Origin of the sequence: Paenibacillus sp. AN1007 (genome assembly GCF_040702995.1) — a bacterium.
Lineage (GTDB): Bacteria > Bacillota > Bacilli > Paenibacillales > Paenibacillaceae > Paenibacillus.
The window spans coordinates 678,828-702,500 of record NZ_CP159992.1; the positions used below are offsets into that span (position 1 = coordinate 678,828).

General features: G+C 48.4%; 25 protein-coding genes, 1 pseudogene and 1 other annotated feature (1 of these 27 cut by a window edge). All 26 genes and pseudogenes read left to right on the plus strand.

The window, feature by feature from the left end:
- Positions 1–63: 63 nt before the first annotated feature.
- Positions 64–1,440 (plus strand): folylpolyglutamate synthase/dihydrofolate synthase family protein, encoded by a 1,377-nt coding sequence (locus ABXS70_RS03030; protein ID WP_342556429.1) that lies wholly within the window; start codon positions 64–66, stop codon positions 1,438–1,440.
- A gap of 56 nt (positions 1,441–1,496) precedes the next feature.
- Complete coding sequence (gene murC, locus ABXS70_RS03035) at positions 1,497–2,816, plus strand: UDP-N-acetylmuramate--L-alanine ligase (RefSeq protein WP_366296524.1); 1,320 nt, start codon at positions 1,497–1,499, stop codon at positions 2,814–2,816.
- A 171-nt stretch (positions 2,817–2,987) separates the two neighbouring features.
- Positions 2,988–4,253, plus strand: coding sequence for an SPOR domain-containing protein (locus tag ABXS70_RS03040; protein WP_366293781.1), 1,266 nt, complete (start codon positions 2,988–2,990; stop codon positions 4,251–4,253).
- Positions 4,254–4,402: 149 nt separating this feature from the next.
- Positions 4,403–4,645, plus strand: coding sequence for a DUF4321 domain-containing protein (locus tag ABXS70_RS03045; protein WP_366293784.1), 243 nt, complete (start codon positions 4,403–4,405; stop codon positions 4,643–4,645).
- An 89-nt stretch (positions 4,646–4,734) separates the two neighbouring features.
- A complete protein-coding gene (locus ABXS70_RS03050) occupies positions 4,735–5,349 on the plus strand; it encodes a Maf family protein (protein ID WP_342552522.1) in 615 nt (204 codons plus the stop codon).
- 31 nt (positions 5,350–5,380) lie between these two features.
- A complete protein-coding gene (gene radC / locus ABXS70_RS03055) occupies positions 5,381–6,070 on the plus strand; it encodes a DNA repair protein RadC (RefSeq protein ID WP_366293788.1) in 690 nt (229 codons plus the stop codon).
- A 187-nt stretch (positions 6,071–6,257) separates the two neighbouring features.
- On the plus strand, positions 6,258–7,292 hold the full coding sequence (locus ABXS70_RS03060) for a rod shape-determining protein (protein ID WP_111268761.1): 1,035 nt from the start codon (positions 6,258–6,260) through the stop codon (positions 7,290–7,292).
- Positions 7,293–7,468: 176 nt separating this feature from the next.
- Positions 7,469–8,341: a rod shape-determining protein MreC gene (gene mreC, locus ABXS70_RS03065; RefSeq protein ID WP_342552520.1), complete on the plus strand. Its 873-nt coding sequence runs from the start codon at positions 7,469–7,471 to the stop codon at positions 8,339–8,341.
- Positions 8,341–8,874, plus strand: a complete 534-nt coding sequence (gene mreD, locus ABXS70_RS03070) for a rod shape-determining protein MreD (RefSeq protein WP_342552519.1) — start codon at positions 8,341–8,343, stop codon at positions 8,872–8,874. The genes mreC and mreD overlap by 1 nt, the downstream gene beginning before the upstream one ends.
- Positions 8,875–8,948: 74 nt before the next feature.
- Positions 8,949–9,611, plus strand: a complete 663-nt coding sequence (minC, locus tag ABXS70_RS03075; RefSeq protein WP_342552518.1) for a septum site-determining protein MinC — start codon at positions 8,949–8,951, stop codon at positions 9,609–9,611.
- 3 nt (positions 9,612–9,614) lie between these two features.
- A complete protein-coding gene (gene minD, locus ABXS70_RS03080) occupies positions 9,615–10,409 on the plus strand; it encodes a septum site-determining protein MinD (protein ID WP_024633965.1) in 795 nt (264 codons plus the stop codon).
- A 294-nt stretch (positions 10,410–10,703) separates the two neighbouring features.
- Positions 10,704–11,633: a M23 family metallopeptidase gene (locus tag ABXS70_RS03085; protein ID WP_342552517.1), complete on the plus strand. Its 930-nt coding sequence runs from the start codon at positions 10,704–10,706 to the stop codon at positions 11,631–11,633.
- Positions 11,626–12,483 carry a M50 family metallopeptidase gene (locus ABXS70_RS03090; RefSeq protein ID WP_342552516.1) on the plus strand — a complete coding sequence of 286 codons (858 nt, stop codon included), beginning with the start codon at positions 11,626–11,628 and terminating at the stop codon, positions 12,481–12,483. Before ABXS70_RS03085 ends, ABXS70_RS03090 begins: the two co-directional genes overlap by 8 nt.
- A 159-nt stretch (positions 12,484–12,642) precedes the next feature.
- Positions 12,643–13,894, plus strand: a pseudogene (locus tag ABXS70_RS03095) (Rne/Rng family ribonuclease).
- Positions 13,895–13,950: 56 nt separating this feature from the next.
- Positions 13,951–14,033: a sequence feature (ribosomal protein L21 leader region), on the plus strand.
- Positions 14,034–14,047: 14 nt separating this feature from the next.
- Positions 14,048–14,359, plus strand: coding sequence for a 50S ribosomal protein L21 (gene rplU, locus ABXS70_RS03100; RefSeq protein WP_090919085.1), 312 nt, complete (start codon positions 14,048–14,050; stop codon positions 14,357–14,359).
- Between the two features lie 13 nt (positions 14,360–14,372).
- The gene (locus ABXS70_RS03105; RefSeq protein WP_342552514.1) at positions 14,373–14,702 is read left to right on the plus strand and encodes a ribosomal-processing cysteine protease Prp; all 330 of its coding nucleotides are present in this window, start codon (positions 14,373–14,375) and stop codon (positions 14,700–14,702) included.
- A gap of 23 nt (positions 14,703–14,725) precedes the next feature.
- Positions 14,726–15,037: a 50S ribosomal protein L27 gene (gene rpmA, locus ABXS70_RS03110; protein WP_110898889.1), complete on the plus strand. Its 312-nt coding sequence runs from the start codon at positions 14,726–14,728 to the stop codon at positions 15,035–15,037.
- A 151-nt stretch (positions 15,038–15,188) separates the two neighbouring features.
- Positions 15,189–15,926: a Spo0B domain-containing protein gene (locus tag ABXS70_RS03115; protein ID WP_366293798.1), complete on the plus strand. Its 738-nt coding sequence runs from the start codon at positions 15,189–15,191 to the stop codon at positions 15,924–15,926.
- 16 nt (positions 15,927–15,942) lie between these two features.
- Positions 15,943–17,253 (plus strand): GTPase ObgE, encoded by a 1,311-nt coding sequence (gene obgE, locus ABXS70_RS03120; protein WP_342552512.1) that lies wholly within the window; start codon positions 15,943–15,945, stop codon positions 17,251–17,253.
- 214 nt (positions 17,254–17,467) lie between these two features.
- Positions 17,468–17,905, plus strand: coding sequence for an ACT domain-containing protein (locus ABXS70_RS03125; protein WP_110898886.1), 438 nt, complete (start codon positions 17,468–17,470; stop codon positions 17,903–17,905).
- 46 nt (positions 17,906–17,951) lie between these two features.
- A complete protein-coding gene (locus ABXS70_RS03130) occupies positions 17,952–19,238 on the plus strand; it encodes a homoserine dehydrogenase (protein ID WP_342552511.1) in 1,287 nt (428 codons plus the stop codon).
- 125 nt (positions 19,239–19,363) lie between these two features.
- Positions 19,364–20,434: a threonine synthase gene (thrC, locus tag ABXS70_RS03135; protein WP_366293803.1), complete on the plus strand. Its 1,071-nt coding sequence runs from the start codon at positions 19,364–19,366 to the stop codon at positions 20,432–20,434.
- Positions 20,431–21,399, plus strand: a complete 969-nt coding sequence (gene thrB, locus ABXS70_RS03140; protein WP_342552509.1) for a homoserine kinase — start codon at positions 20,431–20,433, stop codon at positions 21,397–21,399. The genes thrC and thrB overlap by 4 nt, the downstream gene beginning before the upstream one ends.
- Entirely contained in the window at positions 21,396–22,271 is an 876-nt protein-coding gene (gene pheA, locus ABXS70_RS03145) for a prephenate dehydratase (RefSeq protein ID WP_342552508.1), read from the plus strand. The genes thrB and pheA overlap by 4 nt, the downstream gene beginning before the upstream one ends.
- A gap of 144 nt (positions 22,272–22,415) precedes the next feature.
- Positions 22,416–23,297 (plus strand): branched-chain-amino-acid transaminase, encoded by an 882-nt coding sequence (gene ilvE, locus ABXS70_RS03150; RefSeq protein WP_342552507.1) that lies wholly within the window; start codon positions 22,416–22,418, stop codon positions 23,295–23,297.
- A 200-nt stretch (positions 23,298–23,497) separates the two neighbouring features.
- A protein-coding gene (locus ABXS70_RS03155) for a LysM domain-containing protein (protein WP_366293809.1) crosses the window boundary here: on the plus strand, positions 23,498–23,673 show its 5' portion. 16 nt of this gene lie beyond the right edge of the window; only the first 176 of its 192 coding nucleotides appear in the window; it begins with the start codon at positions 23,498–23,500; its stop codon lies beyond the right edge, outside the window.

Below are 23,673 nucleotides of genomic sequence, written 5' to 3' on the forward strand. Positions count from 1 at the left end.
CTTACCGCGCCATCCGGCTGCTTTTTCAACTTTCTATCAAACAGGGGACCGAAGGTGAATAAGATGACGGAATTAAACGGGACACATACAGCTGCTCCTTTACAAACGTATGACGAGGCCGTGGACTGGATCAATGGCCTTATTCCTTTTGGTATCAGACCTGGTCTTGAACGAATTGAGGGTCTGATGTCGCAGCTTGGCAATCCGCACCAACGACTCAAATTCATCCATGTCGCGGGAACGAACGGTAAAGGTTCGACTTGCGCTTTTTTGACGTCAGTGCTGCTTCAATCAGGGTATGACGTTGGGACATTTACATCGCCTTACATCACCAAGTTCACCAATCGTTTTCAATACAACGGCAAAGACATCCCGGAAGAAACCCTGCTGAAACTGTCGAATCGGCTGCTTCCACTCGTGATGGAGATGGCGTCTACACCGCTGGGTTCACCAACGATGTTTGAAGTATCCACAGCTCTGGCCCTGCTGTATTATGCAGAAGAGTGTTACCCGGATGTTGTAGTATGGGAGACCGGGCTGGGGGGAAGGATGGACGTAACGAATATTGTTACTCCCGTCGTGTCCGTCATTACCAATATCGGTATGGATCATACGGATGTGCTCGGAGATACCATTGAACAGATTGCCGCGGAAAAGGCAGGCATTATCAAACCGGGTGTACCCGTTGTCACTTGTGCCGTTCAGCCTGAAGCTGTAAAAGTTATTCAGGAGAGAGCGAAGGAGCTGCGGTCAACGGTGTATTTGGCAGGCGATCAATTTTCCTATCGCAGGATAGACAGCAGCAAGGAAGGACAAAGCTTGCAGTTTACCGGTCCATTCCGTGATCTGCATGTTCATATTCGCATGCAGGGTGTGTATCAGTGTGATAATGCAGCGGCCGCATTAATGACTCTCGAAATACTGAGGCAGTATATGGCCTTTATGCTGGATGAAGACGATATTAAACTTGGCTTCGAAAATGCCTTCTGGGCAGGGAGATTTGAGAAAGTCAGTGACAGTCCTTTGATTGTACTTGATGGTGCTCATAATCCCGAAGGGGCGGAATCGCTGGCCAAGAGCATTATCGACGGTTATCCCCAAAAAAAGTTAATTTTGATGATGGGTATGCTGGCGAATAAGCATCACGAAGCGTATTTGCAGCATATACTGCCACTAGTGGATACGCTGATCCTGACCGAGCCAGATTTCCGGCGCAAAATGGCTGCAGCCGAATTGTTGCAGATTGTTGAACGGGTACGTCCCGCCATTGCGAAGCAGGAACTGGATATCATCGTCGAGCCTGATTGGGCAAAGGCACTTGATTTATTGAAGTCACGGACGGAAGCGGAGGATCTGGGGGTGGTTTCCGGCACGCTTTATCTCATTGCGGACGTGCGGGCAGCCCTTTTGCATCAAACCGATTCTGAAAAAGGTTGGTGAAAGTTTTGTTAAACACATCGGAACACGTTCATTTTATAGGGATTGGCGGTTATGGCATGAGTGCCATCGCCCGGGTTATGCTGGAGATGGGATACACCGTTACCGGATCGGATGTCGCTTCACAAGAGTTGACAGAGAAGCTGGCAGCCAAAGGGGCGAAAATATATATTGGACATACCGCAGAGCATGTGAATGGGGCAGATCTGGTGGTCTACTCTACTGCAGCGCCTGCGGATAACGTGGAACGTGTTGCTGCTGAGCAGCTTAACATACCCATTCTTCATCGCGCGCAGATGCTGGCGCGTTTGTTGAATGAGCGTAAAGGCGTCGCCGTTGCAGGAGCGCATGGCAAAACAACGACTTCTTCCATGATTGCACTCGTGATGGAGCAGTGTGACACAGATCCGACCTATATTATTGGTGGAGAGATCATGAATCTCGGTACAAATGCCAAAGCAGGTCAAGGCGAGTGGGTGGTAGCAGAAGCGGATGAGAGCGACGGTTCCTTTTTGCAATACCATCCATGGCTCGGCATCGTCACAAACATTGAAGCTGACCATCTGGAAAATTACAACAGCGATTTTGAGGAACTGAAGAAAGCATATGTACAATTCCTCAGTCAGATCCGTCCAGAAGGCACAGCTATTGTATGTGCTGATGACGAAAATGTGCAGGCTATTCTGCCGCACCTCAAGTCTCGTATTACAACTTATGGTATCGACCGGGCTGCTGATTATACAGCTGCTGATATCGTACTTGGGGATCGCCGTATTTCCTTCACGATGAATCATCAGGGTGCTGCCATGGGGACTGTTGAACTGTCGGTACCAGGCAAGCACAATGTATATAACGCGATGGCTACAGTTATTACCTGTCTTGAGGCGGGCATTCCATTTGAGAAAATCACAGCGGCCATCGTGCAGTTCCATGGAGCCAAGCGCAGATTCCAAGTGCTCGGCGAAGCACGCGACATGCTGATTATTGACGACTATGCACACCATCCTACGGAAATAGAAGCTACGATCAGTGCGGCGAAAGCGACAGGCAAGCGAATTATTGCCGTATTCCAGCCGCAGCGGTATACACGTACATTTTTCCTGCTGGATGCATTCAGCCGGGCATTTGCCGAGGCGGATGAGGTGCTGATTACCGATATCTATTCCCCGGCTGGCGAGAAGCAGATTGAAGGTGTGCACTCCGCCAGACTGGTTGAACTAATTGTGCAGAACAGTAATGCTTCGGCAAGATATCTTCCGACGAAGGAGGAAGTTGTTGCTGACCTGCAGCCGCGGCTGCAGCCAGGAGATCTTGTGCTTACAATGGGTGCAGGAGATATCTGGAAGGTGGGCGACGCGCTCGCCAAGGGTTTAAAATAAATATTTAATTTTAATCCGAAACGTCTGTCTTCTTCGTGAAGCAGGCGTTTTTGGTATGCAGCACACGGAGCATCGTTTGTACACAAGAAAATATCTTTTCACCGATGATTGGAATAATCTCCTCTTTTCCAGCATATAGCTGATATAAATGGGACAAAGGAGAGGGTACGGGTGAGTAATGCCAGAATGACGTTTCGCTTCGGGGATCGCGAGTCGGACAAGCTTGAGAATAAGGAGATGCCGTCATCCAGTCCGCTTGTTACAACGAACGATGACATACCTTACACTTTACAGACACTGCCAAAGCCTGAACCGGAAAATAACAGCATGGCAGCACCATCTTGGACAGCAGAGGACATGCCTGTGGACTGGGGAGGAACAATTCTGGCAGACGCTTCCCGAACGGAAACGGAGCGTTTGAAGCATACGGACTCAATGGACTACAGAAGCGCTGATTCTGATACGAATTCTCTTTCTGATTCAGACTCTCATTCAACCTACAGTGATATCACCTCAGAGCGAAATGTCCAGTATGACCTATATGAGTCTCCAAGAAGTCAAGACTTGGATCAGGGCCACAATTGGATGGTTGAATCCGAGAACTATTCTTATAAACGAAACCGCCCCCCAAGGGGATGGAAGATGATCGGGTCAGTCTCAGGCGCATTGGTGACCGGAGCGTTGTTCGGCATGGTAATTCTATCTTTCTTTAACAAGGATGGCACGGCGAAACCGGAAGAAATGCTTCCTGTGAATCAGACCGTTTCCGCTGGAACAGATCAAGGGGGAGCAGGCGGAACGGCGGTGCAGCTGGAAACTTCTTCTGCAGGAGGCACCTATTATGCCCTTCAATACGGGGTGTTCAGTTCCCCGGAAAGGGCGGAACAGGCCAAACTTGAACTCACCCAGGCAGGCATAGCTGCGGGTTCTGATCCTGAAGACGGCAATCGGGTCTATGCCGGTATCTCTGCTGATCGAGAAGAGGCCAAGCTCCTCAGTACAAGGCTGAAGTCCCAAGGCGTTGAACTGTATGTAAAAGAGATCGTTAATCCCGAAGTGAATCCAGCGATTTTCGGTAACAAACAGGAGGATGCTTCTCTTTTTTTCCAGAACAGCTCTGCTCTTGTCGATCAATTATCAACACTGTCGATCCAGCAGCTGGGGCAGTCGGTTCAGGCAGCTGTTGCACCAGAGCGGATGGCGGCGCTGCAGACACAGCACGAAACGTGGCTGACGGGGATAAAGAATCTCGCGCCTGGAATGGCTGCGGATGTGCAGCCGATTGTGGCCAGTATGGAGAAATCGATGAACAGCGCTGTAACAGCCGTTGCCGAATATAACAAAAATCCAGATGCTGTTCACATGTGGGCCGTTCAGTCTGATTTAATGGAGTATGTGCTCCAACAGAAAAAATGGCTGGAGTCCATAAAGCAGTGAGCGTGATCTCGTTCCCATAACAACGTCTTAAAATCCCTGTCCGGCAAGGAACTGGAAATAGTTCCCCATGCCGGATTTGTGTTTGTATTGACGTACAAAACCCCGTATAATAATGTGGGTGTCAAAAAATGGCGAGGGAAGATTAACCGATGAAAAAAAACTTCGGCATGTTGTTATTATTTCTGCTGCTCGGCTGGATGGCCGGAGCGTGGATCGCCAAGGCACTACAGCCTGTAAAGGCCGTAGCCTTTCTAACCAAGGTCACGACGATTCGCTGGTCGCCCCAGGCTGATCTGGATATTATCAGTTATGACCTTTCATTTCAATTTCAAATGAGCCTCCTGAGTCTGATGGGTATCATTGCGGCTGTATGGCTGTATCGCAGACTGTAGGAGAATGACGAATGTTGACCCAAAAAATAAACTAGTGACATCTATTGTTGTGATTCGGACAGGTGTTGCCGTAGTATAAGGAGCCATTCATGTTGAATAACACAGAGCAGCGCCCGATTATTCTGGCCTCCACATCGCCGCGGCGCAGGGAACTGATCGCTTCACTCCATTTAGCGTTTGAAGTTATACCAAGTTATGCAGACGAAGATACACCATCTGACTGGACCCCCGAACAGACAGTCCAGGAACTGGCACTGCGCAAGGCACTTGCTGTGTATCGCGGACTTGAGGGCCGCGGGCAGGATGCGATTATCGTTGGCAGCGATACGGTTGTTGTGCTGGATCAGGAGATTCTGGGTAAGCCCGTGGATGAGGCGGATGCTGCACGAATGCTGTCACGGCTGCAGGGACGGGAGCATCGCGTGTTCACTGGCATTGCATGTATTGATGCAGCCAACGGACATTCCGTGGTTCATTACCGCCAGACGAATGTTACGATGAAGGAGCTGTCTGAAGACACTATTCGTGCTTACGTGAAGACGGGAGAACCTTCGGACAAAGCAGGATCGTACGCTATTCAAGGTATTGGCGCTTCACTGATCGACCGCATTGAAGGATGTTACTTTAACGTCGTGGGTCTGCCTTTATCTTTACTCAGTGATATGCTGGAGGGATTTGGCGTATACGTCCTGCCGCGAACATAATCAAAATGAATGCTGTGAAAAGAGGGAATATATGGAGTCGCCTCAATATATGATGCGCGACATCCCCCAGGAAGAACGCCCGAGAGAACGCATGATGGAATATGGGGCGGGCGCCTTGAGTCATGCCGAATTGCTGGCTATCTTACTTCGAACAGGAACAAGACAGGAATCTGCTGTGCATATGGCACAGCGGATTCTTAATGAAGCAGGCGGCGTCCGCTCGCTAATGGATCTGAGCCTTGAAGAATTGACGGCAATGAAAGGCATTGGACAAGCCAAAGCGGTTCAGCTTAAAGCCGGTATTGAGCTAGGCCATCGAATCGCGAAGAGCCGACTTGCCCCTTCGACCACAATCCGTACACCGCGTGATGCTGCGGATGTTTTGATGGAGCAGCTTCGTTATTTGCAGAAAGAGCATTTTGTGTGTCTCTTTTTGAACAGCAAAAATCATATCATAGCTCAGGAAACACTCTCCATGGGCAGCCTTAATGCTTCGATTGTACATCCGCGTGAAGTATTTCGTGCCGCCATCAAATGCAGCAGTGCCTCGATTGTGTGTGCACACAACCATCCCAGTGGTGATCCAACGCCCAGCCCGGAAGATATTCAGATAACGAAAAGACTGATCGAAGCCGGCGCTATCGTGGGCATTGACGTTCTGGATCATCTTGTTATTGGTGATGGAACGTACGTAAGTTTGAAGGAGAAGGGCTTGGTATAATATAATGGTTGGCGTTGATGTTTTCCTATGAATGATAACGGATGTGACCGTTAAAGATAGGTTCACTTTATTTTTAAGATCGAAAATACAAAATGCGAATATTAGCTCCACGGTTTCGTGGAAATGAAAATTACGCTCTTGTCATGAAAGAGGAGCGGCAATATGAGGCAGAAAAGGAGAATACGTCATGTTTGGTGGTTTTACGAAAGATCTGGGTATTGATTTGGGGACAGCGAATACGCTGGTTTATGTACGAGGTAAAGGAATTGTGGTGCGCGAACCTTCGGTAGTCGCTCTGCGTACGGATACAAAAAGCATTGAGGCAGTAGGTGAGTCTGCTAAAAAAATGATCGGACGTACGCCTGGCAACATTCGTGCCATTCGTCCAATGAAGGACGGCGTAATCGCTGACTTTGATACAACAGCAACGATGATTAAATATTTTATTCGTCAGGCTCAGAAACAGCGTTCCATGTTCCAGCGTCATCCGAACGTAATGGTATGTGTACCGTCCGGAATCACGGCAGTAGAGCAGCGGGCTGTGGAAGATGCAACCAAACAAGCGGGCGCACGCGAGGCTTACACGATTGAAGAGCCGTTTGCAGCTGCCATTGGTGCAGACCTGCCGGTTTGGGAGCCGACAGGCAGTATGGTTGTTGATATTGGTGGGGGGACAACAGAAGTAGCTGTCATCTCGCTTGGCGGTATTGTAACAAGCCGTTCGGTGCGTGTTGCGGGTGACGAGATGGATGAGTCCGTCATTCAATACATCAAACGCCAGTATAATCTCATGATCGGTGAGCGTACGTCCGAGCAGCTCAAAATGGATATCGGATCAGCTATGCCGCTGGAGCAAGTAGAAACGATGGAGATTCGTGGTCGCGACCTGGTGACAGGTCTGCCGAAGACAATTACCATTACTTCGGACGAAATCAGCGAAGCTCTGGCAGATACCGTAAATGCCATCATCGAAGCCGTTAAAGTAACACTTGAGAAATGTCCTCCCGAGCTTGCTGCGGACATTATGGACCGCGGAATTGTTCTGACAGGCGGCGGGGCTCTGCTTCGCAATCTGGACAAACTGCTCGCTGGTGAGACAGGAATGCCTGTTATTGTAGCAGAGAACCCACTGGATTGTGTGGCCATCGGAACAGGTAAAGCACTGGAGAATATTCATATGTTCAAAAGCAGAAGCAGTTCAGCAGTTCGTTCCAAGCGTTAATTGGCAGCTTGCTTGTCTGATCCTGATCAGGCGGCACATTAAAAGAAGTGCCCGGATATTCCGGGAGAGCTGTAACCCGCTTAACAGGGGAGGATTGACTGATATTCTCGCAGGGACTTCAGGTTTGATGTCTCCCCGCCGGGCTGGGCTCGGAAGAGAATAATGGATGTTAGAGGGTGTTGGAACTGTTTAAACTGCTGGGTAACAAAAGACTTTTTGTTTTGCTGGTGGGCCTTGTTACATTTATCGCGCTGATGGGCTTTACGCTTAGTCCGCGAGCCACTTTATCCTGGCCGGAGAAATTCCTTAAGGATTCAGTTGGATTTGTACAATACGTATTTTACAAGCCCGCCTCTTATGTAGCGGGCTTTTTCAAAGATGTGGCGAACATGCGTGCGGTATATCAGGAAAATGAAGAGCTGCGTATTGCAATGGGACACTACACTAGGGACCGGTTGAAGTTCAATGAAATGGAGCAAGAAAATCTGGGGCTTCGGAAGGCCCTTAACTTTACGAAAGAGCAGGAGAATCGGTATAACTACGGCTCGCGAATAGCTCAGGTCATCAGTGCCAATTCCGATCCGAACAGCAGAACGATTAACATTGATATCGGGGAAAATGCAGGCATTAAACCGGGCATGGCGGTTACTTCACAGAAAGGACTGGTTGGGGTAGTCAGTCATGTCAGCGCGTATACGTCAACGGTGAACCTGCTAACTTCCATGAATGCCAATGATCCAACGTCGAATGCGATTGCGGCTACGGCTTTAGGTAAAGAGAAAGTGTTTGGCATGATCGAAAGTTATGATCCGAAGAGCGGTATGCTGAAGATGACGAAGATTTCGGAAGATTCCAATATTGCAAAGGGTGATGAGATCATCTCATCCGGCATCATTAACAATTTTCCGAAGTATATGCGCATCGGTGAAGTGAAGAGTATTGAGAAAAGCGAGTATGGTTTGACGAAGACTGCTACAATTGAGCCATATGCAAGCTTCCTCGACTGGAAAGAGCTGATTGTGATCATTCCGCCTGAGGTTAAAGAGTGATGGTAACACGCAAACAGGTCCTGTTTCTGTTACTGTTCGTGCTGTTCATCGCCGAAGATACGATTCTGCCGCAGATCATTCCTTCGGCTTGGCAGATGCGTATTTCAGCTAACCTGGTCTATATCGTTATTCTGTTTTTTGCTGTTTATCATCACCGGCATACGGCCTTGGTCTTGGGCATATTGTTTGGTCTTCTGCATGACGTCGTCTTCTACGGGGAGATGATTGGCCCTTATGGATTCTCGATGGGACTGTCCGCTTATATGATGGGATTGATATTTCAAGCACCTCGTGCACCGCTGCCTATTATGGTTTCGGTTGTCCTGCTCGGAAGTCTGCTGAATGATACGATGTTATTTTTCTTATACAAACTCTTCCAGCTTAATCATGTGACCTACGACTGGGCGTTGATTGAATACATGATCCCTAATCTGTTTGTTCACTTTGTGTTTGCCTTGATTATTTATGTTCCGCTGCGCAAACAACTGGAGAAGATCGGGCAGCCGAGAAGCAAGGCAGACGAAGCTTCCTGATGACATTTGTGGAATATAAAGCAGGAACTTGGGGACCGGGGCACGAAATGTAATGAGATGGGAGGGACAGGCTTATGACGGTAAAATCGAATCACGTAACGATTAAAGGCATCCGAGACGGCCTGGTTTTCCTGTTGGACGATCAATGTGAATTCGAGGAATTGCTCTATGAGCTCCGCTATAAGCTGGAACACAGCCATCAAAATATTTTGACCGGACCGATTGTTCATGTGGATATCAAGCTGGGAGCGCGGGAAGTTACAGAAGACCAGAAAGATGAGATTCTGGATATATTGAAGCAAAAAGGAAATCTGCTGATCCGGTCCATTGACTCGCCTGCACTTGTCGAGCAGGTCAAAGGTCCCCCGCCGATTGTGACGATGTGCGGCATGGTACGCTCAGGACAGGTGCTTCATCATGAGGGAAATCTCCTCTTTCTTGGAGATATCAATCCAGGCGGCACGGTGACGTGTACTGGAGATATATATGTATTGGGTTCACTCAGAGGTATGGCTCATGCCGGAATCAGCGGGGACGAAGAGGCGATTATTGCCGCATCGGTGTTCGCACCGACACAGCTGCGTATTGCAGATGTGATCAGCCGTCCTCCGGATGAATGGGAGAGCCGTGAAACCGGAATGGAATTTGCTTATTTGCAGGACAATCAGATGCAGATCGACAAGATGAGCAATATCGTTCGGTTGCGCCGAGATTTTAATGTGTTTAAAGGAGTGTAGCTCATGGGAGAGGCGATCGTGATCACTTCGGGTAAAGGCGGCGTAGGTAAGACGACCACCTCGGCAAACATCGGGACAGCGCTGGCGCTGCTCGGCAAAAAGGTTTGTCTGGTCGATACCGATATCGGCCTTCGTAATCTGGATGTTGTGATGGGACTCGAGAATCGCATTATTTACGATCTGTGCGACGTTGCGGATGGCCGCTGCCGTCTGAATCAGGCTTTGGTGAAAGACAAGCGGTTCGAAGAATTATACATGCTGCCTGCAGCGCAGACGAGAGACAAAAACTCTGTATCGCCAGAACAGGTAAAGGATATCATCCTGGAACTTAAAAAAGATTTTGAATACGTTATTATTGACTGCCCGGCAGGGATTGAGCAGGGATTCAAAAATGCGGTAGCAGGAGCAGATCAAGCCATCGTGGTCACTACACCGGAAAATGCAGCGGTTCGTGATGCGGATCGTGTCATCGGATTGCTGGAGAGTTCACATATCCAGTCACCAAAGCTGGTGGTGAACCGGATTCGCAACAATATGGTGAAGTCAGGTGACATGCTCGATATCGATGGTATTTTACAAGTACTTAACATCGACCTGATTGGAATTGTGCCGGATGATGAACTTGTCATCAAAGCCGCCAATTCAGGTGAACCCACAGTGATGAACCCGGATTCACTTGCCGCCATTGCCTATCGCAATATTGCAAGAAGAATTTTGGGAGACACCGTGCCATTAATGCAGCTGGAGCAGAAAAAGGGCGCGTTTTCCCGTTTTAAGAAATTTTTCGGAATGGGGTAAGGTATGCTGTTCAGCATAAACGAACATTGAACATCGCTGAATAAGATTGAATGTATCAGAGCCGGGACGGTGTACCCGGCTTTTTTGTATGTTCTTGTTCTTTCGTTTACTCGCTCATTAGCCCCTTTTATCAATTGATTTCATAACAGCCGCACGTTATACATCATATTAAGCCCCCTACCTTGCTCTTGTTCAAGCTTTGAGTTTATTTAAGGTTCTGTATATGGGCTTGTTCATAATTCCCTCTATTGTTTCATAGGATGTAGTAAACAAGCCTCGGCGGGAGGACATTTGATGAATACGAAACTGAGAATCAAACAGAGAAGAGAAGAGCGAATTCGACGGCTGATGGATGGTGCAGTGCATGAAGTATTTCAGGAACAGAAGCCTGTTTTTCAATGGGACAGAGAACGGGAAAGAGACAGAGGGAGAAGCACAGATCGTAGTGAAGAGCGAAGTACGGACAAGGAAAGAAGAAGTGAACAGGATGAATCGATCCGGCAGAAGCCGTTTGTTTTTGTAGAGGAAACACAGGAAAGAGACCCGGAATGGCTGTGGAAAAAAGAGAATGGACATATCGGACCCTCAGGGCGTCCCGGGTTTAAGCTAATCCGATCACTGCTGCGGCGGACCATTGTTAGTGCCGTTTTATTTGCAGGAGTGTGGGGACTGTTCCAGCTAAACGCATCATGGACCATACCTCCTAAAACCGTCATTGCCGATGCACTTCATAACGATATGGATTTTGCAGCGGCTGCCGCTTGGTATGAACGGAATTTTGGCGGTACGCCCTCCTTTCTGCCTGTGCTTGGACATACCACTGATGCCGTGAACGGTGCTGGCGTTCGGCAGCTTCTAAGTAAGCCGGTCTCAGGAACGGTGGTTCAACCGTTTGCACTTAGTTTGAAAGGAATCGAGATTGTTCCCGATGGCGTGCGAGCAGGAGGACTTGTGCAGGTGGTAAGCTCTGGCGCTGGACGCGTACTTGAGGTTCTTGGAGATGCATCCAGCGGCTATACCGTTGTGATCCAGCATACCGGCAAGGTGAAAGCCATTTACGGCCGAATGAATGCGAGTGACGTCCAGGTCAATGATTGGGTTGAAGCAGGCAGTGCTGTAGGAAGTATGAAAGCAGGGAGCAGTGAACAGCCGGCTGCGCTCTATTTTGCGATAAAAGAAGGAGAAGAGTACGTGGACCCTGCGGAAGTCGTCGCCCTTGATTAGGGTATGGGGGGTGCGCCTCTCGCTTCACCCTTTTTTTGTGATTATCATGATGACATCCCTGCTGACTGGACATTTTATTGAACTGATTACACTCTTTGCGATCGTTTTTATTCATGAATGCGGACATGCTGCTGCGGCAGCCCTTCTGGGCTGCCGTGTGTTATCGATACAGATGCTTCCTTTTGGAGGCGTGGCGGTTATTGAAGATGGGGGGAAACTGACAGCTTATCGCGAGATCGTTATTGCCTTGGCTGGGCCGCTCCAGAACCTGCTGATGGTTGGCGTTGTGCTGCTGCTGCGTCATTTCCAGTTGGGTGATCCGGTGTTTCTGGATTATATCATTCAGGCGAATATGCTCATTGCTCTGTTTAATCTGCTGCCTGTTTTACCACTGGATGGCGGTAAAATCGTCCAAGCACTGGTCAGCCTGTGGGCCCCATACTATACCACACTTATGTGGACTTACCGCATCAGTATCCTGTGCAGCGCAGGGGTTATTTTGGCTGCAGTCATCCAGTGGATCTCGGGGAATTACGGACTTCCTTTAAACCTTTTGTTAATTGGTCTTTTTTTGTTTTACTCCAACTTTACCGATTATCGAAATGTGCCTTATCGCTTTATCCGTTTCCTGATGAACCGTGAAGCTGTTTTCGTCCGGCATGCGGCTGCAGGCAGTTTGGCCCAGCCAATAATCTCGTTCCCGGCGAAACCTTTGGACACTATTTTGCGTCTATTAAAAAGAGAAAGGTACCATATGGTATACGTTATGAATAAACAGGGACATATCATGGCAGTGCTGCCAGAGCAGCGCGTGATCGGTTCCTATTTTCAACAAAATGCGGATAAATGATGATGTCTGCTGATGGATCTGTTCTTGAACGGGGTAAATACAATTAAGATAATCAATGCATTCTGTCATCGAAGTGCCTGTATAAATCAATTTTAGTTCGACTTGTATATATTACGAAATGGATGTGGATGAATTGAAGTGTCTTCTAGAGGTGAAGCCATGAAACAAATGATTGTACATAATGAACCTAACCTCATGCAAATGGCGCTTCTGGAAGAAGGCAAAGCTGTGGAATTCACGGCAGAGCGTACACGAGAGCGCGGTCTGCTGGGTTCTTTTTTCAAGGGACGGGTAGTTAACGTGTTACCGGGTATGCAGGCTGCCTTTGTGGATATCGGTCAGAAAAAAAATGCTTTTCTGTATGTGGATGATGTGCTTCATCCTCATCTGGAGAAACAGCCCAAAGTAAAACCTTCCATCTCGGAAGCTGCTGCGTCCGGGTCAGGAATTGATTGTACAAGTTCTGAAGGAACCAGTAGGAAGCAAAGGAGCCCGGGTGACTACGCACTATTCACTTCCGGGCCGCTGGCTTGTCTATATGCCTGAAGCGGGTTACGTGGCTGTCTCCAAAAGAATTGCCCGGGAGGGAGATCGGTCCCGTCTCAAAGCGATGGGAGAGCAGCTGCGCCGGCATGAAGAAGGGCTGATTATACGTACTGTATCTGCTGAGGAACAGTATGAGGCGATTCAGATTGATTTGGAGACGTTACGTTCACAGTGGCTTCTGATCCGAGAAAAAGCAAACAATTTGCCTTCTCCGAGCCTGCTGCACCGGGATCACAGCATGATTCAGCGAGTCATCAGAGATGTGTATACTCCTGGCAGTGACGAGGTAATTACCGATAGCGAAGGACAGGCCGGGGTAATCCGGGCACTCCTTGAAGAGATCTGTCCTGGACACGAGCCCCGTGTTCATGTGTATTCGGGAACAGAATCTATCTTTGATGCATACGGCGTACAGGAGCAGCTGAACAAAGATTTTGCCCGCAAAGTATGGCTGCCTGGAGGTGGATATATCGTCATTGATCATACCGAAGCATTAACGGTAATCGATGTGAATACAGGCAAATATATAGGGGCTGGCGGGGACAGCCTGGAGGAAACGGTAACCGAAACCAACATGCAGGCCGCAGTAGAGATTGCGAGGCTGATGCGGCTCCGGGACATCGGCGGCATGATTATCGTGGATTTCATTGATATGGAAGAGGCACAGAATCGATACGAAGTCGCAGCGGCGCTGGAGCAGGAGCTGCGTAAGGACCGGACTAAAGCTTTTGTTTTGGGATGGACCAAGCTGGGATTGCTTGAGCTGACTCGTAAAAAGGTGAGAGAAGAGAGCACACTGCCCTATGTAGAGGCTTGTTCTTCCTGTCACGGAACGGGCAAAAGATATATTTCACCTTTGCATTGATTTTTGCTGTACAGCGTGATATAATCGTCAAGTATGTGTTTAGCCTATTGGTCTTGCACATGCTGTAACCGCACTGGCTAGGTATAAGCGCAGTTCCGCAAGGAGTGCCACCTGAGTACGGGCGAGTCTGAGACATGAGGAGGTGCAAGGCAAATGTACGCAATTATTGAAACAGGCGGCAAACAGTACAAAGTCCAAGAGGGCGATGTTCTGTTCATCGAGAAATTGAATGCGAACGACGGCGAAAGCGTAACGTTCGACCGTGTCCTGGCTGTATCTAACGATCAAGGTTTGACAGCAGGTACACCATTGGTTTCCGGAGCTACTGTAACGGCTAAAGTGGAGAAACATGGCAAAGGTCAAAAGGTTGTTGTATACAAATACAAACCTAAAAAGAACTACCATGTGAAGCAAGGTCACCGTCAACCGTACACTAAAGTAACTATCGAAAAAATCAAAGCGTAAGAAGGTGCGATAAGTGATTATCGTTCAAATCTTTCGTGATGAGGACGGGAACATCGAACGTTTTTCCATCGAAGGGCATGCCAATTTTGCCAAGCGGGGAGAAGATATCGTATGTGCCGGGGTATCTGCTGTAACAGTAGGTACAGTGAACTCGATTGAAGCATTGACTGGTGTCGAGATGGATGCCAAGATGAAGAATGGCTTTCTGAGTGGTTCTTTGCCAATGCTGACAAAAGGGGAAAACTTTTCTCAGGTACAGTTGTTGCTCGAATCCATGGTAGTTATGCTCTCTAATATTGAAGAGTCATACGGGAAGTATATTCAAATACAGCAGCATCAATAAGCAAAGAAGGAGGAAAACCAATCATGTTGAAATTAAATCTTCAGTTGTTCGCATCGAAAAAAGGTGTAGGTTCCACGAAGAACGGACGTGACAGTAATGCACAACGTCTGGGTGTTAAACGTGCAGATGGCCAAACTGTAACTGGTGGCAGCATTCTCGTTCGCCAACGCGGAACGAAAATTCACCCAGGAACAAACGTGGGTATCGGTAAAGATGACACTTTGTTCGCGAAAATCGACGGCGTTGTTAAATTCGAACGTTGGGGTCGCGATCGCAAAAAAGTAAGCATCTACCCTGTTGACGTTGCTCCAGTAGCAGCGGCAGTAGAAGCTTAATACCGGCATTCCGCCTAAGGAGCCTTCGGCATTTTTGCCGGAGGTTTTTTGCATTGAACGACTATTCGATAATGAACTGGCAGAAAAGACATGTTATACTTGGTTACGGTGGGTCTAAACCAACCGAGTTTTGTTAGAACGGGGAGAAGCCATGAGATCCTGGAAAAGAGTGCCGTGGATTGCGGCATGTTCACTTGTGATTCCTTTGGTTTTCGTTGTGCTGTATCCGGCGCCCTTCGCGAGCGTCGTGTGCGCATTGTGGTCCGTTGCGGCGATGTCCATTTCTGTATATGCGCTGAAAAGGCAGGCGGAAGCGGAACGCAAAACCATCATACAATCCATGGAAAAAACCGCAATAGCTTCATTAAATCATCATCGGCATGACTGGATGAACGACCTTCAGGTGTTATATGGATATCTCAGACTGGGCAAACTTGATAAATCCCTGCAGTGTGTGGAAAGAATAAAAGAGCGGGTTACGGAAGAAAGCCGGATATCCAAATTAGGCATCCCTTCCCTCGTATTTTATTTGCAGTCTTTCCGGGCCAGTGGAGTAGCGCTGGAATTGCATGTGGAAGTGGAGGAAGAACTGCAGCTCAGTGCTCTGGTCTCTCCCGAGGATGGCGAGTCGCTTACGGGGGCGATTGCGGATGCAATCCGGGCCTATCAATATGGCGGCGGCCGGTCGTCTTGGGGAGAGGTTCGCAAACTGACCTTGAACTTCGGACAGGATCATGGAGATGTGGTCGTCCGGCTGGACGGTGATCAAACCCCCGATCCGGAAACGCTGCGGCAGCTAACAGCCGTACTCAAAGGTAAAAAAGTCAGAACGGAGCAGCTTCCGTCTGGGGATACGTTTATACAATTCAGAATGCCTTGTGGAATATAGGAAGAAGGGGTAACTAATGTTTGTTGATAAAGCGAAGATTTACGTAAAAGCAGGAGATGGCGGGGACGGTATCGTTTCATTCCGTCGGGAGAAGTATGTACCGGAAGGCGGACCTGCAGGCGGGGATGGCGGCCGGGGTGCCGATATTATTTTTCGGGTAGATGAAGGTCTGCGGACATTGATGGACTTTCGCTATCAGCGTCACTTCAAAGCCCCGCGCGGGGAAAAAGGACGTAACAAAAGCCAGCATGGTGCAAATGCGGAGAATATGATCGTGCGCATCCCGCCAGGTACGGTGATTATCGATGAGGACAGCGGAGAGGTTCTGGCCGATCTGACACGTCATGGTCAGCAGGTTGTCGTTGCCAAAGGCGGCCGGGGCGGTCGGGGAAACATTCGATTTGCAACGCCGAGAAACCCTGCACCTGAGCTTGCCGAGAATGGTGAAGAAGGCGAAGAGCGTTACATTGTGCTTGAGCTTAAAGTCATGGCGGATGTAGGGCTGGTCGGTTTCCCGAGTGTCGGAAAATCTACCCTGTTGTCCGTTGTTTCGGCAGCGAAGCCTAAGATAGGAGCGTATCACTTTACAACCATCACGCCTAACCTGGGTGTCGTGGATGTAGGTGAAGGCCGCAGCTTTGTCATGGCGGATTTGCCAGGTCTGATTGAAGGGGCACATGAGGGTGTCGGACTGGGCCATGAGTTCCTGCGGCATGTTGAGCGGACAAGGGTAATTATTCATGTTGTGGATATGTCTGGTTCCGAGGGTCGTGATCCTTTTGAAGACTGGCAGAAGATCAATGATGAGCTGAGACTGTACAATCCGGTGCTCGCCGAGAGACCGCAGGTTGTGGCAGCGAACAAAATGGATATGCCGGATTCCGAAGCCAATTTGGAGCAATTTTTACAGCAGGTTCGCGAAGTGAAATCGGATATTGAAGTGATGCCTATTTCCTCTCTGACGCGTCAAGGTATTCAGGAACTGCTGTACCGTGCGGCTGATCTGCTGGATCAGATTCCGGATGAACCTGAAGTAGAAGAAGTGGCTGAGCTCTCCGAGCGTAAAGTATACAGCTTGGAGAAAAAAGAGGACGAAGGTTTCCGCATTGTGCGTGAGAACGATACGTTTATTGTGGAAAGTGCCAAGATTGATCGTATGATGAAACGGATGCAGTTGAATTCACACGAAGCGATTCTGAAGCTGGCACGTACACTTCGTTACATGGGTGTAGATGATGAGCTTCGTAAACGCGGCGCCGTGGAAGGCACCATTGTACGGATTGGCGATTTCGAGTTTGAATTCGTGGAAAGCAGCAGTTACTATTAAGCCGCTGTTTCTCACAAACAAGGACGCAGTGAAGCGGGAAGTTACCCGTGACGCTGCGTTTTTTTTGTTTTTCTGACATGGGAGGGGCATAAGCCTGTATACTGTGAGAAATAGTTTTTTAGAAAAATAGACATGTCACGTATTGCCCTTTTGTGAATCATCCTATATAATGTCCACTATATGAATACATGAGTCTTTGAGGAGAGGACGTTCTGTGAATGAACGCTATTACTTAGTACGGGAAGATATTTTGCCCGAGGCTGTGGTAAAAACAATGCAGGTGAAAGAACTGCTTGCTTCTGGTGATGTCAAAACAGTGCATGAGGCTGTCGAGCAGGTCGGATTAAGCCGGAGTGCCTTTTACAAGTACAAAGATGGAATCCATCTCATCAATCAGTTGGAGCGCGAGCGAATCGTAACGATCTCGATTGATCTGGAGCATCAGTCAGGAATTTTGTCTCGTGTACTCGGGCATTTCGCAGGTTACGGGGCCAACGTACTTACAATTAATCAGAGTATTCCGCTTCAGGGAAGAGCCAATGTTGTTATTTCCGTGGAAACGACGCATCTGCATGGAGAGATTGGAGAAATGCTGGACCGAATGCAGGATATGCCCGGGGTGAAGCGCACAAGGATCGTAGGCCAAGGTTAATCGGGCTTTGAGAATACAGGAGCAGACAATAGGGGGTAGGTCGTTAGTGAAACCGGTAAAAGTCGGATTGTTAGGCCTGGGCACGGTTGGAACGGGCGTTGTCCGAATTGTGGAAGGAAATCAGGAAGATCTGAGCAGTCAGGTTGGGTCGCCGATTATCATCGAGAAAATCGCTGTGAAGAACACAGAGAAGGATCGTGTCATCCCCATAGACCGGGCGAAGCTGACAGAGAACCCTTGGGATGTCATTCGCCATCCGGACATTGATGTGATCGTCGAAGTGATGGGCGGCATCGATCAGACAAAAGAATATATCCTTGAAGCGCTGGAACGTGGGAAACATATCGTAACAGCGAACAAAGACCTTATGGCACTGCATGGTTCGGAGATTCTGGCAAAGGCACAGGAGAAGCAGTGTGACGTGTTCTATGAAGCGAGTGTGGCTGGCGGCATCCCGATTATCCGTACACTGATCGAAGGTTTCTCTTCTGACCGGATCACCCGGATTATGGGTATTGTGAACGGCACGACGAATTATATACTTACGAAAATGAGCCAGGAAGGAGCATCCTATGAAGAGGTGCTAGCGGAAGCACAGGCTTTAGGGTACGCGGAAACAGACCCGACCTCGGATGTGGAAGGACTCGATGCTGCTCGTAAAATGGCAATCTTGGGCACCCTCGGTTTCCGTACGAATGTGGAGCTGAAGGATGTTACTGTAAAAGGAATCTCTTCGGTCACACGTGAGGATATCGCGTACGCCAAAAGACTGGGATATGAGCTGAAGCTGCTTGGAATCGCAGATCGCATCGATGATGAAATTACGATTAGTGTGCAGCCTACGATGGTTCGACAGAATCATCCGATTGCATCGGTAAATGGTGTGTTCAACGCAGTTTATGTGCATGGTGAGGCGGTAGGGGAGACGATGTTTTACGGTGCAGGTGCGGGTGAACTGCCGACAGCCACTTCTGTCGTCGCGGATATTGTCGCCGTAACCAAAAACCTCAAGCTTGGCGTAAATGGATTGAAGGCAATAGTGCCTTATAAGCAGAAGAGGCTGCAAAGTGACGAGCAGATCTTCTCGAAAAACTTTATTTTACTGCACGTGGACGACAAAGCGGGTGTATTGGCACAGATTACGCAGATTTTTGCGGAGTATGAAGTCAGTTTGGCCTCGGTCGTGCAGCAGCCAAATGAGCATAATCCGGATGCCGAGATCATTATTGTCACGCATAACGCAAGCAAAGCGAGTATGGATAAGGTGCTCAGACATTTTGAGTCCCTAAATGTGATTCGCCGGATCAAGAGTGTTTACCGCGTTGAGGGATAGTTTTTAAAGAACAGCTGTGAATGAAAAACAAATCAACAGAAGCACAGGTTCACATTATGAATTTTTATTGATCCACCATTTATTCAATCATTTTGATTAATTCATCATAAAGGAGTTTACCCACAATGAGATATCAAGGACTATTGCAAACGTACAAAGAGCATCTGCCCGTGAATGAGAATACCCCTCAGCTTACACTGCAGGAAGGTAATACACCGCTGATTCATGCAGAGAATCTATCGAAAGAACTCGGTTTAAATCTGTATTTCAAATATGAAGGTTTGAATCCTACAGGCTCATTTAAGGATCGCGGAATGGTGATGGCTGTTGCTAAGGCAATAGAAGAGGGCAGTCGTACGATTATGTGTGCATCTACTGGGAATACATCCGCAAGCGCTGCAGCCTATGCCGCACGCGGTGGGCTTAATTGTATCGTGCTGATTCCGAATAATAATATTGCTTTGGGTAAACTGGCTCAAGCGATGATCTACGGTGCCAAAGTTATCGCAATCAATGGTAACTTCGACCGTGCGCTTGAGATTGTACGTGAAATTACGGCTAAACACCCCATTACACTTGTGAACTCTGTCAACCCGTACCGGATTGAGGGGCAGAAAACAGCTGCTTTTGAAGTGGTTGAGCAGTTGGGTGAAGCGCCTGACGTTCTTGCTATCCCCGTTGGTAACGCGGGTAATATCTCGGCATACTGGAAAGGCTTTAAAGAGTATAAAGAGGCAGGGAAATCAAGCACATTGCCGCGCATGGTCGGCTTTGAGGCAGAAGGCGCTATGGCTATCGTAAAAGGAGAGCCTATTCTTGAGCCGGAAACTGTAGCTACAGCGATTCGAATCGGTAACCCTGCCAGCTGGAAAACAGCAGTGGCTGCAGCCGAGGAGTCTGGCGGACAGATCAACTATGTTACAGATGAAGAAATTTTGGCAGCTTACCGCACTATTGCAGCGCGTGAAGGGGTGTTTGCTGAACCTGCTTCTGCTGCATCGGTGGCTGGTGTGTACAAACTGCATAGTGAAGGCTACTTCAAAGGCGGGGAAACCGTTGTATGTGTGTTAACGGGTAACGGGCTGAAAGACCCGAATGTGGCCATTCAGACGGCAGCCGTGGAGCCGCTGGTTGTTGAAGATACGGAAGAAGCGGTTATGGCAGCTATTGCCCAACTGGAGCAGCAGTCTGTATGAGCTTGCGTGAAAAAGTAACCGTAAAAGTCCCGGCAAGCACAGCCAATCTCGGTCCAGGGTTTGATACCCTGGGCATGGCCTTGTCTTTATATGCCTGGCTTGAGATCAAACCGGCAGCACAGACGGTACTTCATCTATACGGAGAACATCTGACGGGTCTGCCTGTGGATAAATCCAATCTGATCTATGAAGTCGCGCAGATGGTATTTGATGAAGCAGGGGTGTCTGTGCCTGAGCTTGAAATTTCGATGTATTCCGACATCCCCCTCACTCGGGGACTTGGAAGCAGTGCATCGGCAATTGTTGCTGCACTTGCCGGTGCCAATGCATTGATTGGCAGCCCGTTATCGAATGATAAACTGCTGGATATGGCCACTGCGCTGGAGAAACATCCCGACAATGTCGGGGCATCGTTGTGCGGAGGAATCATTACTGCAGCTTGGGACGGGCAGGATGTCGACTATATTCGTATTGAACCTCATCAGGATTTGCAAGCTTTGGTCATTGTGCCGGACTTCCAGCTGTCCACTTCAAAAGCAAGAGATGTTGTTCCCAAGCAGTTTGGTAAGTCCGATGTTGTGCACAACGTGAGTCGTTCATCATTGCTTGTCGCTGCATTAGCCAGTGGGCGGCTCGATATGATTCAAAAGGCGATGTCGGATCGGATCCATCAGCCATATCGTGCATCACTGGTACCCGGCATGACGCAGATTCTGGAGCAGGCTGCCGAACATGGCGCATTGGGGGCTGCACTAAGTGGGGCGGGGCCAACGGTTCTTGCATTGGTGGATCGTCATGATACCCGGAAGTCAGAGCTGGAGCAATACTTAATGGGGGTTATGAAGCAGGAGGGGATTACTGCCTCTGCTTTGTGGCTGGACCCGGATCTGGACGGCACTGTTATACTGCCGGATCAAGATGAACGTCCTTTTTTGGACAGAATCAAAGGGGAAGTTAACGCATGAAACGAATTGCAGTATTGCCTGAGGGATCGGTTTCACACGAGGCGATCGATTTCCTTTTTAATGGAGAAGCACTCGATTTGCAGCATTCCAAACTCATTTCCGACATTTTTCGTGCTGTTGATAGCGGGAGTGTACAGTACAGCGTGATTCCGTTTGAAAATACGATTGAAGGCTCCGTTAGCCTGCATATGGACTGGCTTGTTAATGAAGTGGATATCCCGATGCAGGCAGAGTGGGTATATCCCTCCATTCAGAATATCATTGGACATGGAAATGAATTCGTCACGGAGGATGGCACATATGATTTTGGTAAAATCACCAAGATCATGTCCCATCCTGTGGCAATCCCCCAGTGTCAGAATTTTATTCGGCAGCATTCACCTGATGCAGACCTCGAAGGTGTGAACAGCACCGCTGAAGCAGTGGAGATTGTGAAGAGAAATCCGGGCAAAGGTTGGGTGGCAATCGGTACAAAGCTTGCAGCTCAAAAGCATGGTCTTGATATCATGGCTGAACGGGTAACGGATCATGACAATAACTACACCCGTTTTGTACTCATTGGCCATGAACCCGTCAGCATTCCGCGTGAACCTGATCATGTGAAGACCAGTCTGCTTGTAACGCTGCCTGAGGATGCACCGGGTGCGCTTCATCAAGTGCTCTCCGCTTTTGCGTGGAGAAAGCTGAACTTGACCCGTCTTGAATCTCGTCCAACGAAAAAACGATTAGGCAGCTACTATTTTTACATTGATGTCATTGAAACGGTTGATTCCGTACTGCTCACGGCAGCCATGGCCGAAATCGAGGCGTTGAATTGTCAGGTGCGTGTTCTTGGCAGTTATCCATGTTATACATACCCTTCACGGAAATAACCGGATAGTGGTTGGATAATGTAAAGAAGTCATCAGCGTCTGTGCGAAATAAGAGAGTTTTTCCGTTATTTTTGATGTAAGATGGACAAGTTATTATGTTTCGGAAATATGGGAAATGCATATTTAATGGAGGTGCAGGTAGTCGTGGCAGAACAATGGATCTATTTGGATGGTCAGTATGTAACCAAGGAGAATGCAAAAGTTTCGGTGTATGACCATGGTTTTTTGTACGGAGATGGGATCTTCGAAGGTATTCGGATTTACAATGGCAATATTTTCAGATGCAAGGCACACTTGGATCGCTTGTATGATTCGGCAAAATCCATCAGTTTGAACATTCCGCTGTCTTACGATGAGATGCTTGAAGTGATGGCTGAAACGGTGCGCCGCAACGATATGCGTAATGGTTATATTCGTCTGATCGTTTCACGCGGACCCGGCAATCTGGGTCTTGACCCGACCCGCTGCCCTAAAGCTTCCGTGATCATTATTGTGGAACAGCTGGCGATCTATCCAGAAGAAGCTTATCTTATTGGATTGAAGGCCGTTTCCGTATCACAGCGCCGCAACATCCCGGATGCGCTGAATCCGAAGATCAAATCCCTCAACTATCTGAACAACATCCTTGTCAAATTGCAGTCGAACTATTCGGGTGCAGGTGAGGCCATTATGCTGAACTCACAAGGCTACGTAACCGAGGGTTCAAGCGATAACATTTTCATTATCAAAAACGGTGTAGTGTATACTCCTCCTTGTTACCTTGGAGCACTCGAAGGCATCACCCGTCAAGCGATTATTGATCTGTGCGGGGAGTTGGGTATTGAGTTAAAAGAAGTGCCTTTCACCCTTCATGATGTGTACATTGCTGACGAAGTATTCTTCACAGGAACGGCTGCGGAAGTTATTGCGGCTTGTGAAGTGGATGGCAGAACGATTGGTTCTGGTACAGCAGGCCCAGTTACTTTGCAATTGCTTGAAGCTTTCCGTCAGATTGTCGACAAAGACGGTTACAAGGTGTGGGAATAGACAGTTTACGTTTAACTGAATAAATAACAGGAATTCTCCTTGTCCGATAAAATGCTGCATGCCTCGTGTATGTGGAATTTTAGAAGACGGGAGGATTTTTTTTGTTCAAATGATGTCATTAGCCCGGTTACTGCATAGGATGTAGTAACGGTATGGGCGAATGTACTGCCCAAGTATGACGTCTAGGAGGTTAGTTCCCTGTGAAAATACACATGGTAAAAAAAGGCGACACCTTATATCTGCTGTCTCAAAAATACAATGTAGCGCTGGACAAATTAATTGCGGCCAATCCGCAGATTGCAGACCCCGACAAGCTGGATATTGGTATGAAAGTCAAAATCCCTACACAGCCAGTAACACCAAAGCCAGAGGGCAT

Excerpts from the sequence above, each read along its gene's own strand:
- minD (WP_024633965.1), top strand. The coding sequence starts at position 9,615 with ATGGGAGAGGCGATCGTGATCACTTCGGGTAAAGGCGGCGTAGGTAAG.
- rplU (WP_090919085.1), top strand. The coding sequence starts at position 14,048 with ATGTACGCAATTATTGAAACAGGCGGCAAACAGTACAAAGTCCAAGAG.
- radC (WP_366293788.1), top strand. The coding sequence starts at position 5,381 with ATGGAGTCGCCTCAATATATGATGCGCGACATCCCCCAGGAAGAACGC.
- thrB (WP_342552509.1), top strand. The coding sequence starts at position 20,431 with ATGAGCTTGCGTGAAAAAGTAACCGTAAAAGTCCCGGCAAGCACAGCC.
- ABXS70_RS03085 (WP_342552517.1), top strand. The coding sequence starts at position 10,704 with ATGAATACGAAACTGAGAATCAAACAGAGAAGAGAAGAGCGAATTCGA.
- ABXS70_RS03060 (WP_111268761.1), top strand. The coding sequence starts at position 6,258 with ATGTTTGGTGGTTTTACGAAAGATCTGGGTATTGATTTGGGGACAGCG.
- thrC (WP_366293803.1), top strand. The coding sequence starts at position 19,364 with ATGAGATATCAAGGACTATTGCAAACGTACAAAGAGCATCTGCCCGTG.
- ABXS70_RS03050 (WP_342552522.1), top strand. The coding sequence starts at position 4,735 with ATGTTGAATAACACAGAGCAGCGCCCGATTATTCTGGCCTCCACATCG.
- ABXS70_RS03045 (WP_366293784.1), top strand. The coding sequence starts at position 4,403 with ATGAAAAAAAACTTCGGCATGTTGTTATTATTTCTGCTGCTCGGCTGG.
- mreD (WP_342552519.1), top strand. The coding sequence starts at position 8,341 with ATGGTAACACGCAAACAGGTCCTGTTTCTGTTACTGTTCGTGCTGTTC.
- rpmA (WP_110898889.1), top strand. The coding sequence starts at position 14,726 with ATGTTGAAATTAAATCTTCAGTTGTTCGCATCGAAAAAAGGTGTAGGT.
- ABXS70_RS03115 (WP_366293798.1), top strand. The coding sequence starts at position 15,189 with ATGAGATCCTGGAAAAGAGTGCCGTGGATTGCGGCATGTTCACTTGTG.
- murC (WP_366296524.1), top strand. The coding sequence starts at position 1,497 with ATGAGTGCCATCGCCCGGGTTATGCTGGAGATGGGATACACCGTTACC.
- minC (WP_342552518.1), top strand. The coding sequence starts at position 8,949 with ATGACGGTAAAATCGAATCACGTAACGATTAAAGGCATCCGAGACGGC.
- ABXS70_RS03030 (WP_342556429.1), top strand. The coding sequence starts at position 64 with ATGACGGAATTAAACGGGACACATACAGCTGCTCCTTTACAAACGTAT.
- obgE (WP_342552512.1), top strand. The coding sequence starts at position 15,943 with ATGTTTGTTGATAAAGCGAAGATTTACGTAAAAGCAGGAGATGGCGGG.
- pheA (WP_342552508.1), top strand. The coding sequence starts at position 21,396 with ATGAAACGAATTGCAGTATTGCCTGAGGGATCGGTTTCACACGAGGCG.